Origin of the sequence: Staphylococcus cohnii subsp. cohnii (assembly GCF_002902365.1) — a bacterium.
Taxonomy (GTDB): Bacteria; Bacillota; Bacilli; order Staphylococcales; family Staphylococcaceae; genus Staphylococcus; species Staphylococcus cohnii.
In genome coordinates this window covers 18,298-31,049 of the sequence record NZ_PPQC01000017.1, presented here as the reverse complement: position 1 = coordinate 31,049, position 12,752 = coordinate 18,298, and the positions used below count along the sequence as shown (strand labels likewise).

Below are 12,752 nucleotides of genomic sequence, written 5' to 3'. Positions count from 1 at the left end.
TACCATTGTTTCTTGCCATAATGATATTTTTGGAACTCATCACGAGAAACGGTATCTAATGCTTTCTCCAGTTGCCATGCATATCCTCTAGGAGTCGTTTGTTCATTGTATTTATCACCATCACCTAAATTAATTTCGTGGGCTAACATTTGGCCTTTATACTGGTTGTGAATGTTACCAGGATTATTTTTCTCTTGCTTAACATAACGTTCACGAGATATACGACGACCAGCCTCATTTTTATTCTCAATCATTTTACGATACACTTTTACAATATCTTGCAGTTTATCCTGCATCTCTTTCGCTAGTTTTTGATGTTCATCCTTAAATCCTGTCATTTCTTTGTTGTATGCCTTGTAGAACTGCTCAAATTCTTCTTCAGTTACTTTATAATCTGATGAGTTAAGTTGTTCGTCGACTTCGATTAATTCTTGTTCTAAATCTGATTGTAGATTTTTTAATTTTGTTGCTTCTGCAAATTCATCATTATTTTGATAATGTGTAATTTTACTATTAATCTGTTTAATACGATTTGTTAGCTGATGGTACTTCTGTTTAATCTCTTTTGCCTTAACACCCTTATCATAAATTTGATTATCAAAGATATTGATTGTATTGTCTTGTACTGTTTTTACCATAATTAAATGCCTTCTTTCGTTTTTGATTTATTATGCGTTTTATTGCACTAAAGTCTTTCTTATTCCTAGTATGCTTTCTTACCAATGAACTAATATATTTATCCGATACATTGTTTACATGGGTAGGTAAACGAGCTAGAATCTGATGTGCTATCCGTTTGTGATTCATGGAAACACTCCCCTAACTTATTTTCTGTGTATTACCTTTAATATGGTGTGTCGGCATAACATAGTGACTACTTCTATCAATTTCTAACATACGTTTACCATCTCTGTATTTCTGCCAATATTTAGCATCTGCAGTGAGTTTATTAATTTCATCTAGTAAATAATTAATCGCTAAATGATCACCACGTAAATATATTGTCATATGCCCTACACTGTTATAGTTGAGTTTCAAATTATATCCTCTTAACCACAAGAAGATTGATTCAGTATTTAACCTTGATTGCAGCTTTGCCTGTCCTAAACTCGACAAGCACCAATCACATGTTATAAAGTCTATTTCTAAATACTGATACTTGCCCTGTGTTTTATAGATGTGACAAATAGGTTTGTTAGCAATTTCTAAATTCTTAATATCATTAAAGTTGAGTTTCTTATTATTTAATTTGAATGGATCAGTTGGTATTGAATGCATTAACACAGTTTATGAGTCCTCCTGTTTTAAAATTACTACTTATTACTACTTATTATTTAAAATTACTAGTTATCGAAATCTCTCAATCCTTGTTATACCAAACCTTATGAGCTATCAATTACTACAATTACTACAATTACTACTTTTTTTGAGGGGGGGCATATATAAGAAAGAGCATTTCATGTATTACTTTATTTATAGCCTCCTATTTTCAAAGTAGTAATAGTAGTAATTTTATATAGTTAATCACCTTTAAAACCTTTTATATCAACGGTTACAAGAATTACTACTTTTGATAAATATATAGTAATTAAGTAGTAATACTAGTAATTTATTTTTTCAAAGTTAAATCCTAATTCTTTAATTATGGTTGTTTTGATGGCATAACCTTTTTGAGATTCACCTGCAAATGTAATGTTTTTTTGTTTACCATAATTATTTGTTTCAAGATATCCTCTTTCATCCCATTGTTTAACGGTGGAATTAAATTCAGCACCTAGCATTTCTTTTATAGTTGGTGTCATAACCAATAAAAATTCATTTTTATAAATTGCCATTAATTCAGCGTTATCGTGATAATATTTGTTATAAGCAATACGTCCACGATTAGCATTTAATTTCTCAAGCAATTCTTCTAATAATTGTTTTGGTTTATCAATATTTTTATTATTTTTCATCATGCTTATGTGTGCTTTATTCACGTTGATATATGGGTCGTGCTCAAAGCCTTCAATATCATTTAATATCTCACCTGTAATTTGTAGTAGTGCAAAACTACGTGCGATACGATCCATTACTTCATTACCATTAGCTTGTTTCATAAAATATTTAACAGCACTATCAAAAGACGCTTTGTATTTATCTTTGTCAGCACTATATTGTTTGATGAATAATTTACCTAATAAACCATGATTATTTTCCATTGCTTTTGCTATATCACCAAATTCAGTTTTTTCTGTATTAGGAAACGGGTCATCTTGTAAAGTAATTACACGACCTGCCACACCTGCTTTATCGGGCGCTATATCTGGTATAGAAACTTCTCCACTTGAAAGCATGATATTGTTCCACGGCTCTAAATAATCGATAGAACGATCTGAATTACCACGTCCCTTAGATTGACCACCAGAAAATTGGTATACAATGTTTGGTATTCTAAATGGATTATCTGCTTTACGCGTATCATCTTTAATTAAAGGGAATGAATTTAAAAATGAAGCCATACGTTCAACACTTACATTAGTGGCATTCCATTCAGTAACTAATTTCCGATTTCCCCATATACTTGCACATATCTTTAAAGTAAATGTTTTACCACTTGAAGTACGTCCTGATATCTCACTTACAAAAGGGTCTACGTCAAAATCTTTAAGCAAGACAGAAGCTAGCGAACTATAAAACATCATCATTACCATTGGATTATCTTTAATCGGCTTAAATACACCATTTATATAATCCTCAACACTACCTTTTGTTTCAAATGCATCAATCAATGCTTGATATCCCTTATCAGCATTAAATATTTTGTATTGATTATCTTTTTGATCTTCTTCATACGGTGAAATGAAATGACCGTTTATATTACCTAATCGTGTAGCTACATCGTAATCTGGTATCTTATTAAAACGTCTGTAAAAACTTAGATATTGAACAAGATTACCTGCTTCATTTTGAGTAACTTCCAAACCTTTACTGGCAAGTTCCACTAAATATTTTCCTTGCGTAATATCTCTTGCTAATACTGGCAATTTATATTTACGTTTAGCATCTTCAAACTCTAATTCATAATAAAATTCACCAGTTTCAACGTTTTTATATCTTTCAGTTATATAAGGTGGTGTACTGGTAAGATAAATGTGAACTATATCTATAACTTCACCCTTTGTATTCTTTTTCTCTTTTTCCAAATACAACCATTTACCTTTAATTAAATAGGGTTCTGGAATGGTTGGTTTATCTTTATTAATTTCTTGTAATTTTTTTAGACTGTTCATCGTTTCAAATACATCTTCTTGAGTTACTTCCATTTCCTCTACTGTCATATCCCGTCCCCCTCTAGTTGCTCATATGCTTTTTGAGTATAGAATTAAATGTTTTGTTTATCTCTCCATCGTCCATAGGTGGATTACATGATTTGCCCCACGCTATCACAAGGCCATATACTAGGTTGGCATCTACATATCTTCGCAGTAGGTATCCACTAATTGATGCTAGCGCTTGATTACGTTCGCCTTCTCCTACACCAAACGCAAGATCACGCCAATAAGACGAATCACGTTTTTTATATTGGCTTGAGTAGTTGATGGTAATTGGTTTATTTTTTTGGCCATCGATTGCTTTCGATAACTCATTTAAATCACCTATAGTGATTGCAGGTGCATCATTATATTTAAAAATATATGGTATATTCTTATCTGGCTTTACAGGTAATGCCATAGCTCTTGATGGTTGATAACTACCTTCATCAATCTTATAACCTATTTTCTGCGCTAATGCTTGCGTATACTTCCTATAATCATCTGCACTAACAGGCTCACTTATAGGCACCATAAGGCGAATACGTGGTTTTTCTGAAGTATGGTTATAGGTTGTATGGAATGTCCAAGAATAGCCCTCTAATTGCTTACAAATAGCACTGTATAACCCTTTGAAATCGGTAATATCATCATAATCAAGTGCTAGTGTATTTCTGTTTATAATGTTTTCGTCATTACGGTACTTTTGAATGAGTTTGCCGTCTTTTTCCATGTCTTTTACATCTCCATAAACGACTAAACCACGTTTATATTTATCATCGTTATTCATTGGCGTTTGTATTCTATTAAGCCATTCCGACCACATTACATCGTTAGATTGAACAAATGAATCGGAATATAAATTTTTGTACTCAATAATTTTTAATTTAAAATCATGCTGCAATTTTATTTGTTCAAAGCCCATTTATTTTGCCCCTCCTACTGTAAAAACAAGGCATGAAATGGTATAATTAATATATAAATAAGCCGTTCCATGCTTGTTTTTATTAATATTCCAAATTGCATTAAGCGTTATCTGTTGAGTTTGCCGACTGTACAGATGCGCTTTTTTCTATTTCTAACACTTTCAATTTTTCTATTAATTTATCGAATTGTTTGAGATAAGACTCCATTAACTCAGTTGTATGTTCATGTTGTATACGAGATTCGTTATAACCAATTGCGTAAGTCATCATTTCCTCTTTAGTTGTTAAATCTCTTTTAGTAAACATTTCATCACCATGCCACACATGGGTCGTTATCACGTCATCAATTTTTTCTTTCAATAATTCAAATTCGCATATTAAATCTTTCTGATTCCAATTCATCGTAAAACTCCTTATTTATAAAAATTAATGTAATTTGGTCTATTTCTCTCGATCACTTTGATTAACTTTTCAATTTCTAGCTTAGCAAGATAGAGATTATTCAAGTCATCTTCACGTGAGAAATAACTAATTTCATTAGCCATATCATAATTTTTAACTTGCATTTTCTTTAAGATATTTGTTGCATATACTGACATCTGAATCATCATTTCAAAATCTTGAATCATATCCAAAATATCTAATTCACCAATGTATTTATCGTTTACGCCTTGATGTTTCATGTATTCTTGAATTAGTTCCATCTCATGTACTTCTCTATCATCTTTACTTAAATTTCTATTATTGATGCGCTCGCTTATTAGCATTAGTGTAATCTCTCTGCCATATTTGCTTTTAAATTCTTTAATTTTCATATTAATTTTCCTCCAATAATTGTTTTTTAATTTTTCTATCGTTAAACCACTCTGTTATAGCCCATGAAGTAACAGCTAGTGGACTATATAAAGCAAAGCTATTGAATATATCCTCCGTTACATAACCTACTGTAAATGAAGTCAATGAGCTTGCTGCGATAAGTATTGCGAATAATTTCATAGATTCACCTTCTTATTGTCCTACTGTGATTGAATTACTAAATAAGTCATCGATAGGCATTTCGTATAATTCAGATAAAATTTTTGCCTCTGGTAATGTGAAAGAACCTTTGCCACTCTCTTTAATTTGATAGCGCTGTGGCGAAATACTAAGTTTCTTTGCGATTGCTTTCTGTGTGTGTCCATGTTCCTTTCGTGTGATGTATAACATCGGATATGCTAAGTTTGTCATTTTATTTCCTCCTCAATAATAACATGTTTATATGTTACTTTTATTTATATCTGTATTATATACTTGTTATATAAATTTTGTCAACGCTATATTATGTTTTTTGTTCTAAATAACATGTATACGTGTTATTATTCTTAAAAGAGGTGTTAATAATGATTAAATTCAATTTAAAAAAAGTAATGAAACAAAAAAATCTTAATATAAGTCAATTAAACGAAATGACTGGTATATCAAGAAATTCTTTGAGTCTTTTAATTAATGGTAAAAGTCAGGGAGTGCAATTTGAAACTATAGAAAAAATAACTAGAGCTTTAAATATTGAAGTAGAAGAATTATTTGAAAAAAGTTTTAATGAATTGAAAATAGAAACAAACAATTTATATACGAAAGTTCAAACAAGTAAATATCAAGAAGGTGAATTCGACCCCATTACCAAAGAGTTTATCCCTACCGGTATAGAAACAGATGGAGAAAGAAATGCATTTTCGGTAATAGGTTCAAAATACATAATTGATGGGAACGAATTAGAAGGAGTGATACCTTATAATTTCTATTTAGAATTTAAAGAAGTTATTTCTTTAAATTTAAACATTAATTTTAAAAGTAGTGAGTTTAAAAATGACACTTCCTATTTGATTGATAACCTTTATAATTTTTCAAATTTATTAGTAACTTACATAGCTTCTAGTATACTTGACAATATGAAAGAAACTATACTTAAGAAAATAACTAAAAGTTTTAATATCAAGAATAAAAACATAAACGTAACTAATGATATAACTGACGAAACTATTAATATTCCGTTAAACGATACTCTTACAATCAATTTTGATTATTTAAATTCAGAAATTAAAGAAACTAATGAAAAATCTCAATATGAAATTACCTTTAGTGACGGGATTTTTTTACAATTTATACAGTAGGTGATCTAATTGCAACACGACTTAAAGCTATCCCACAACATTTATAAAGATTCTAAACGTGGTACATATTACTTCCGTATCAAATACTACGAGAAAACGGGAGAACGCAAAGAAATAAAACGTGCTGGATATAAACAACGTAAAGAAGCTGTGAAAGCATGTAACGCTTATATGGACGAAATAGAGGGCATAGGTAAGATTAATCAATTACCGTTCGATGAATTGGTACAAGAGTATGTTGAGTGGTATTCTGCACGTCGTAAAGCATCAAGTTTAAAATCACTTAAGACACATACCAGCAATCATTTATTACCATTTTTTAAATCAATGGACGTATTCAACATGACAACGCAAGACATTATGAAGTTTCAAAATAAGAAGATGAAAGAAGCACATTCAGGGGAATATTTAAAGAAAATGCATGTATTCTTGGTATCTATACTTAACCATGCTATGAAGTATCATGATCTAAAACAAAATGTTGCATCATTAGTAGGTAACTTTGAGATTGAGACACAGAAACGCTTAAATTACTGGACATTAGAACAATTCAACCAATTTTATAATATGCTACCTAATTTGCAACAAAAAGTATTCTTCAAGCTATTGTTTTATAGTGGCGCACGTAAGGGAGAGATTAGAGCGCTCACATGGGACGATGTAAACTTTGACGATGATTATATCCATATAAACAAAACGGACTATCACGGTATCGTAACAGCCCCTAAAACGAAAGCGTCCATACGTGATATATATTTACCTGCTCACATGATGGACGATTTACAAGAATATTTAAATTGGTATAAAGATAATAATATTTACAAATCTAATTATGTACTATTTGGCACATTTTTTAAAGCGTTTAGTGAAAGTGCTATTGATAGATGGTTTACTGGTACACTTAAAAAGCTTGATGAAACATTGCCTGACGGTGAAACTTTTCCTCGTATCGTTATCCATGAATTAAGGCATAGCCATGCGTCTATGCTAATAAATCATGGTACTAGTCCTATGATTATAGCGCAACGATTAGGACATACATCAACCGAAGAAGTCACATCACGTTATGGGCATTTGTACCCGTCCACTCAAAAAGAAATAATAAAATATTTATGACGTTGTGCAAAATTTGCACGGCGTTTTTTTATTGCTTGGGGCGAAACTGGGGCAATATTGGGGCAACAAAAATAAAAAGCCCTTAACCACAAGGGTTAAAGGCTACATAGTGGAGACGGCGGGATTCGAACCCGCGTCCAGAGGTCCTGATACTAATCTTTCTACGTGTGTAGTCTATCAAGGTATTTCGCATAATGTTAGGTGATAGACAGCCGACATTATGCTAGTTCGATTAATCTCTTCTAGGCAGACTTCAAACGGCAGTGCCTAGCGTATCCTATTAAGGTTGAATCGCGTTAACTGCACATAGGAAATGCAGTTAGGCGATGCAGAGTGCTATTAGGCAGCTACTGCGAAATTATTGTTTGATTTGTCAGTTAATTTTTAACTGTGTGTGTTGGTGCGGAGACAACCCTCCGACACGCTTAACTAGCTCGGGGACCCCTGTCGAATCCAAAAACGCCCCCGTAATAATATAATGTACTTTCTGCAGATTTAATCATCTATCATTTTCAGAAAGCACATATTATATTACCAAAGATCAATGTCTTTGGCAATATTTTCGCTTAATAACGCGCTTTAAGTGCTCTATCTACGTCACGTTTCATTGCTTTTTCTTTCAATGCTTGACGTTTATCATGTTTTTTCTTACCTCTTGCAACACCAAGTAAAACTTTGCATTGACCGTGCTTTAAATAGAGTTTTAAAGGAATGATGGAATAACCAATTTCTCTTGTGCGTTCCCCTAATTTTTCTATTTCACGTTTGTGTAATAGTAATTTACGTGAACGACGTGGGTCATGGTTAAATCGATTTCCTTCTTCATATGGAGCAATGTGCATATTATTCAAAAACATTTCGCCACGATTTACTTGCGCATAGCTATCTTTAAGGTTTGCACTGCCACGACGAATGGACTTAATTTCTGTCCCTTTCAACACAATGCCCGCTTCAATCGTATCTTCTATATTAAAATCATGTCTGGCCTTACGATTTTCAGCTAATGTTCCTGGTGATTTTTTCTTTGGCATTGAGTTTCACCTCTTTGTTGAATTATTTTTTCTTCTTACGAGCTTTATTTTTCACTTTTTTATCTTTGTAAAATGGTTTGTGTTTGGTATTACCACTTGCTGGCTTGTTTTTATTACGTTGATTTTTACCTTTACGTTGTTTTTTCTTACCTTTTTTATCATTATTTGAATTATCTAATGACTGACCGCGTGGTTTCGCTTGAATGGTCTTACCACGTGAAGGTCTTTGGCTGCGCTCTTTTTTCGGTAATGGCATACCAACAATTTGGAAATCAATCATACGCTCATCAACATCTACGTTAACAACTTTGATTGTAACTGGATCACCGATACGAAAGACTTTAGCTTGGCGTTCTCCAATCATTGCCATTTGACGTTCATCGAAGTGATAATAATCATCTGTCATCTCTGATACATGTACCATACCTTCGATTGTATTCGGCAATTCGATAAACATACCAAAATTAGCCACAGAACTAATGATACCCTCATATTCTTCTCCAATATGTTGAACCATGTATTCTGCTTTTTTCAGTTCATCTGTGTCACGTTCTGCTTCGATCGCTCTACGTTCTCTTTGTGATGTATGATCAGCAATTTCTGGTAATGCTTCTTCCCATTTATTAAGTGTTTTATCATCCATTGTTTTATCAATAAGATATTTACGAATGAGTCTATGCACGATTAAATCTGGATATCTACGAATCGGTGACGTGAAGTGTGTATAGTGCTCTGCTGACAGACCGAAGTGACCTAGATTCACATCATCATAACGTGCTTGTTGCATTGAACGTAACATCATTGTAGAAATGACCATTTGCTCTGGTTGGCCTTCTACTTCTTGTTGAATTTTTTGTAAAGTTGATGGGTGAACTTCTTCACCAGTACCTTTAATCATTAAACCAAAGTTAGTAATAAAATCAAAGAATTGACGTAAACGTTCTGATTTTGGTTGCTCATGAACACGATATATAAATGGCACATTTAAACGATCAAAGTGTTCTGCTATCGTTTCATTGGCTGCTAACATAAACGATTCGATGAGACGTTCACCTTCACCACGTTTTCTTAATTCTACGTCTGTTGGAATACCTTCATCATTGACAAGTACTTTGGCTTCACTGATATCAAAGTCAATTTCACCACGGCGTTTACGCATATTGATTAAACGTTCAGACAAGTCTTTAGCTAAATCAAGCATTGGTGTAACTTCGTTATATTGTTTGCGCGTGTCTTCATTTTGATCTGTAATAATTTCATTCACTTCATCATAAGTCATACGATAATTCGAATGAATCACACTATCAAAGATTTCATGATTAACCACATGACCACGTTCATCTAATTCCATCTGGCAACTTAAAGTTAGTCTATCCACTTGTGGATTTAATGAACAAATGCCATTACTTAGTCGATGAGGTATCATTGGAATCACACGGTCTACTAAATAAACACTCGTTGCACGGTCGTATGCTTCTTCATTTAACGCTGACCCCTCTGTCACATAATAACTGACATCGGCGATACTTACCGTTAACTGCGTATGTTCATTATCTAACTTTTTCACACTAATCGCGTCATCTAAGTCTTTAGCGTCTGCACCATCAATTGTAATGGTAAGCTCATTTCTTAAATCACGACGCCCTTCGATTTCAGATGGTTTAATTTCATCTGGAACAGCTTCAGCTCCCTCTAACACTTTATCTGGAAATTCAATTTCAATACCATGTTGATAGATAATCGACAAGATATCGACACCTGGATCATTTTTATGGCCTAAAATTGCAGAAACTTGGCCCTCTGGGTTATCGGTACCGTCCGCATATTTTGTAATTTGTACTAAGACTTTATGTCCATCTATCGCACCTAAATTATGGCCTTTCGGAATAAAGACATCTTGCATAATACGTTTATCATCAGGTAACACAAAACCAAAATGTCGAGCTTCACTATACGTACCCACTACTTGGGTAACAGAGTGTTTTTCGATTGATTTCACTTCACCTTCTAGCTTACCTTTATGTTCACCTTTAGAGTGTTGTAATTCGACAAGTACGGTATCTCCATCCATTGCACGATTAATTTTCGTAGGTGGGATAAAGACATCATCCATATCATTGTCTTCAGGACGTAAGAATGCAAAACCTTTTTTATTTTGGCTGAGTGTACCTTGTATTAATTTGGATTGCTTTGATTTTTTAGATTCCTTACGTTGGTATCTGTCCGTCTTTGTACGTTGAATTAATCCTGTTTGTTCTAATTCAACAAGCACCTTGATTAAGTCTCTAAATGAGTCGGCACTATTTAAACCTAATGCATCTTGAAAATCTGATACAGACATGGGTTCATAATCAGGTTGTTTAATAATTTCTTCTATGGATTGCTTTAAATTCATTATGCCCCTCCTTTCTTTTATTAAATACTGTAAATTTATTTGGACCAATCCAATGATTCTAAGAATTGGTATATATCTTCAAAAACTTGTTCTTTTTCTTTATCAATTGTAATGACATGTCCTGAATTCGCATACCATTTAATCTCTTTATCATCTGAGTCGCTTTCATTGTATATAATGTTAGCAGAATCTGTATTAATCATTTGATCTTGCTCACCTTGGATAACCAGTAGCGGATCCATAACCTCATCTACTTGATTACGTATACTTTGAATTTGACCTTGCAAATCTTTTAAAGTATCTGTTGGATGAAACTCATCCATTTCTTTTTCTATGGTTGTTTCATCTTTGCCTTCGTATTTTTTAAAATTACGTGCATACGTTAAGACACCATCAAACATTGCCCCTTCAGTCTTAATATGCATAGGTGAACACATTGTTATAATACCCTTTACGTCTCTATCTAAGCTTATTTTCAATGCATAACAACCACCGAGTGATAAGCCGGCAACCACAATTTCATCATATCCTTTATCCACAAGGAATTCATATCCATCTATCGCATCTTTATACCATGCAAATGGACTAGATTGGAGTATCTCTTCTGGTGGTGCTGCATGCCCATCATATTGTGGCGCATAAGAAGTGTAACCCTTTTTTTGTAAGAATCGCCCTAATTGTCTTACATCTGAAGAATTTCCAGTAAAACCGTGTAAAAGTAATACAGCGCGATTACCTTCTTCAAAAAAGAATGGTTCTGGTAATCTAATTTGCATCGTGATTCAATCCTTTCGTCCAAGCTATTAAAATAAATATGATATCAGTTGTACTCAAAATATATTCCCTACTTTGAAGCATTTAAAAGCCGAATACTTCTATTATAAATAAAAAAGCCCGACTTTTACATCGTCGGACCTTATAAACCAAAATAACTTATGCCTAACATTAACAAGAAGAAAATGACAGACAATACAATTGTTAATCTATGCAAGAATAAATCAACGCCACGTTGTTTTTGTTTACCAAATAACTGTTCAGCGCCACCGCTTATCGCACCTGATAGTCCATTACTTTTACCTTCTTGGAGTAATACAACAGTCACTAATGCAATACAATCTAAAATTAAAATGATCATGAAAAATGTATGCATAAAAATTGTCCTCCATTCATTATATACGAACCGCATTATATCACACGTTTGACTTATTTAGCAAACTTCTATCTATTAAATGTACTTTTACGTTTGATTGAAACAACCAACATATAAATCGCTAAAATAAGTGATATGATTAATACAATTGTTAACGGTAAGATATTTATCATTGATTTTGTATCTAATATCGCCTCATAAACCGCACTGATATTAACTAAATTATATAAAATTTGTGAAGTGAATACTGCAAACATAAACCACCACAAATACGTGTGCCTATTCCAAATCGCAATAATCCCTGTTAAGTTAGCAATCACATACATGATACCTGTAAATTGGAAACTGTTTTTTATCACACCAATTGCGTTTTCAGAAGGCTTTTGTCTACTATTTATTAACATTTGTTTTATTACACTATCATCTAAAATAACAAATAAATGGATGGCATATAAAATTGCTATGATAAGTGAAGTATAAGCAAGAAAATGACCTGTTCTAATTTCTTTTGTTTTAGGTTGTGCCTTCATAATCAGTCAATACTCCTTCTATAATTTACACTTTTAATTATATCAGTTTCACTAACAAAGATGAACAAATTAAATAATCTTGACGATGTATTTCATTGAAACTTATCTTTGTCTGACACAATTTCGAATCATAAATGATATTAACGCGTCTTGCAATAAAA

At 32.7% G+C, this 12,752-nt stretch carries 15 protein-coding genes and 1 other RNA gene; 2 read left to right on the top strand and 14 right to left on the bottom strand.

The window, feature by feature from the left end:
- The 8 genes from CD032_RS03430 to CD032_RS03390 form a co-directional block, all read right to left on the bottom strand.
- On the bottom strand, window positions 1–638 hold a 638-nt coding region (locus CD032_RS03430; RefSeq protein ID WP_103211179.1), incomplete at its 3' end, for a hypothetical protein.
- Between the two features lie 181 nt (window positions 639–819).
- Window positions 820–1,278, bottom strand: coding sequence for a hypothetical protein (locus CD032_RS03420; RefSeq protein WP_231912239.1), 459 nt, complete (start codon window positions 1,276–1,278; stop codon window positions 820–822).
- 323 nt (window positions 1,279–1,601) lie between these two features.
- Window positions 1,602–3,320: a DUF927 domain-containing protein gene (locus CD032_RS03415; RefSeq protein WP_103211176.1), complete on the bottom strand. Its 1,719-nt coding sequence runs from the start codon at window positions 3,318–3,320 to the stop codon at window positions 1,602–1,604.
- A 13-nt stretch (window positions 3,321–3,333) separates the two neighbouring features.
- The gene (locus CD032_RS03410; RefSeq protein WP_103211175.1) at window positions 3,334–4,218 is read right to left on the bottom strand and encodes a primase alpha helix C-terminal domain-containing protein; all 885 of its coding nucleotides are present in this window, start codon (window positions 4,216–4,218) and stop codon (window positions 3,334–3,336) included.
- A 100-nt stretch (window positions 4,219–4,318) separates the two neighbouring features.
- Window positions 4,319–4,621: a type II toxin-antitoxin system toxin TscT gene (gene tscT, locus CD032_RS03405; protein WP_103211174.1), complete on the bottom strand. Its 303-nt coding sequence runs from the start codon at window positions 4,619–4,621 to the stop codon at window positions 4,319–4,321.
- A gap of 11 nt (window positions 4,622–4,632) precedes the next feature.
- On the bottom strand, window positions 4,633–5,034 hold the full coding sequence (locus CD032_RS03400) for a hypothetical protein (protein ID WP_103211173.1): 402 nt from the start codon (window positions 5,032–5,034) through the stop codon (window positions 4,633–4,635).
- 1 nt (window position 5,035) lies between these two features.
- Window positions 5,036–5,215, bottom strand: coding sequence for a hypothetical protein (locus tag CD032_RS03395; protein WP_069805103.1), 180 nt, complete (start codon window positions 5,213–5,215; stop codon window positions 5,036–5,038).
- Between the two features lie 12 nt (window positions 5,216–5,227).
- Entirely contained in the window at window positions 5,228–5,446 is a 219-nt protein-coding gene (locus CD032_RS03390) for a helix-turn-helix transcriptional regulator (RefSeq protein ID WP_069805101.1), read from the bottom strand.
- Between the two features lie 152 nt (window positions 5,447–5,598).
- On the opposite strand from CD032_RS03390, the gene CD032_RS03385 reads away from it, so the two are divergent.
- Complete coding sequence (locus CD032_RS03385; protein ID WP_052437214.1) at window positions 5,599–6,369, top strand: helix-turn-helix domain-containing protein; 771 nt, start codon at window positions 5,599–5,601, stop codon at window positions 6,367–6,369.
- A gap of 9 nt (window positions 6,370–6,378) precedes the next feature.
- Complete coding sequence (locus CD032_RS03380) at window positions 6,379–7,485, top strand: site-specific integrase (RefSeq protein WP_103211172.1); 1,107 nt, start codon at window positions 6,379–6,381, stop codon at window positions 7,483–7,485.
- Between the two features lie 107 nt (window positions 7,486–7,592).
- On the opposite strand, the gene ssrA is transcribed toward CD032_RS03380, so the two are convergent.
- From ssrA to CD032_RS03350, 6 genes are all read right to left on the bottom strand, one after another.
- Window positions 7,593–7,952, bottom strand: a transfer-messenger RNA (tmRNA) gene (gene ssrA, locus CD032_RS03375).
- 99 nt (window positions 7,953–8,051) lie between these two features.
- Window positions 8,052–8,516: an SsrA-binding protein SmpB gene (gene smpB, locus CD032_RS03370; protein WP_019469439.1), complete on the bottom strand. Its 465-nt coding sequence runs from the start codon at window positions 8,514–8,516 to the stop codon at window positions 8,052–8,054.
- Window positions 8,517–8,538: 22 nt separating this feature from the next.
- Window positions 8,539–10,911: a ribonuclease R gene (gene rnr, locus CD032_RS03365; protein ID WP_019469440.1), complete on the bottom strand. Its 2,373-nt coding sequence runs from the start codon at window positions 10,909–10,911 to the stop codon at window positions 8,539–8,541.
- Window positions 10,912–10,946: 35 nt separating this feature from the next.
- Window positions 10,947–11,687, bottom strand: a complete 741-nt coding sequence (locus CD032_RS03360) for an alpha/beta hydrolase (RefSeq protein ID WP_040030208.1) — start codon at window positions 11,685–11,687, stop codon at window positions 10,947–10,949.
- A gap of 140 nt (window positions 11,688–11,827) precedes the next feature.
- Window positions 11,828–12,061, bottom strand: a complete 234-nt coding sequence (secG, locus tag CD032_RS03355; protein WP_019469442.1) for a preprotein translocase subunit SecG — start codon at window positions 12,059–12,061, stop codon at window positions 11,828–11,830.
- 68 nt (window positions 12,062–12,129) lie between these two features.
- On the bottom strand, window positions 12,130–12,591 hold the full coding sequence (locus tag CD032_RS03350) for a hypothetical protein (RefSeq protein WP_019469443.1): 462 nt from the start codon (window positions 12,589–12,591) through the stop codon (window positions 12,130–12,132).
- Window positions 12,592–12,752 lie beyond the last annotated feature (161 nt).